This is a genomic window from Burkholderia reimsis, assembly GCF_003294055.1.
Lineage (GTDB): Bacteria > Pseudomonadota > Gammaproteobacteria > Burkholderiales > Burkholderiaceae > Burkholderia > Burkholderia cepacia.
Genome location: NZ_QMFZ01000154.1, coordinates 1 through 436 on the forward strand (window position 1 = coordinate 1; position 436 = coordinate 436).

At 58.5% G+C, this 436-nt stretch carries 1 pseudogene; it reads left to right on the top strand.

What is annotated here, in order from left to right:
- Positions 1-121 precede the first annotated feature (121 nt).
- Positions 122-436: pseudogene (locus DPV79_RS41715) on the top strand (IS6 family transposase); the annotation flags it as partial.

The window sequence follows — 436 nt, forward strand, 5'->3', positions numbered from 1 at the left end:
CTCCGCACGGGATTCATGCACGACAACGATTTGGTCCAGCCACGCGTCCAAATGGACTTCGCGAGGTTGAAGCGCAATGGGCACTGTCAGGTTGCTGGAGGTGTGGCAGTAGAATGAAGCGATGAAGAAGACGAAATCGCTTTATCACGGCCATCGCTTCCCCGCTATCGTCATCAGCTGCGCCGTTCGCTGGTACTTCCGGTTCAGCCTGAGCCTGCGCGACATCGAAGAGTTGTTGCTCGAGCGTGGCGTCGTGGTCACATACGAAACCATCCGTTGCTGGTGCGACAAGTCCGGCGCTGGATTCGCTAAGTGCGCCAAGGCGGCGCGGCGCAAGCCAGCCAACACCTGGCATTTAGACGAGATGTTCGTGACGCTACGCGGCGAGCCGTATCTGTTGTGGCGAGCGGTTGACGAGCATGGTGCTGAACTGGAA